The sequence below is a fragment of the Sphingobium sp. genome (assembly GCF_041987595.1).
Lineage (GTDB): Bacteria > Pseudomonadota > Alphaproteobacteria > Sphingomonadales > Sphingomonadaceae > Sphingobium.
Window position 1 is genome coordinate 1 of sequence record NZ_JBHIWJ010000246.1, and the last position, 546, is coordinate 546.

The 546-nt window shown below is 71.4% G+C and carries 1 protein-coding gene; it reads right to left on the reverse strand.

Annotation, left to right across the window (positions count from 1 at the left end; translation table 11 throughout):
- The coding region (locus ACFC3J_RS22995; protein WP_375198215.1) for a calcium-binding protein at window positions 1–546 on the reverse strand (546 nt) is incomplete at both ends.

Below are 546 nucleotides of genomic sequence, written 5' to 3' on the forward strand. Positions count from 1 at the left end.
CCGCGGCCTGCAACAGGTCGTCATAGGCCGAGCCGACGGCACGCTCGATGTCGGAGATGACGTCGCCGGTCGCATCACCGCCGATCGCGGTGCCGGCCTGCAGGTCGATGGTGACGCCCGCGCCCGACGTCGCATAGTCGATCGTGTCGAACCCGGCGCCGCCGCGCAGCACGTCAGCCCCCGAACCGCCGCGCAGCACGTCGTCGCCCAGGCCGCCGTCCAGCGTGTCGGCACCCGCGCCGCCGTCGATGGTGTTGTTGCCGGCGTTGCCGGTGATGACGTTGTCCAGCGCATTGCCGGTCGCGTCGATGTTGGCGCTGCCCGTCAGCACCAGGTTCTCGACGTTGGCCGGCAGCACCAGCGTGACGGACGAGCGGATGGTGTCCGTGCCCTCGCCGGCGTTCTCGGTGACGACGTCGGCCGCGTTGTCGACGACGTAGGTGTCGTTGCCCGCGCCGCCCACCAGGTTCTCGATGTCGAAGCGCCCGGTCGCGCCATCGGTGACCAGGGCGATGGTGGTGCCCGCGACCGGCGTCTGGCTGGCCG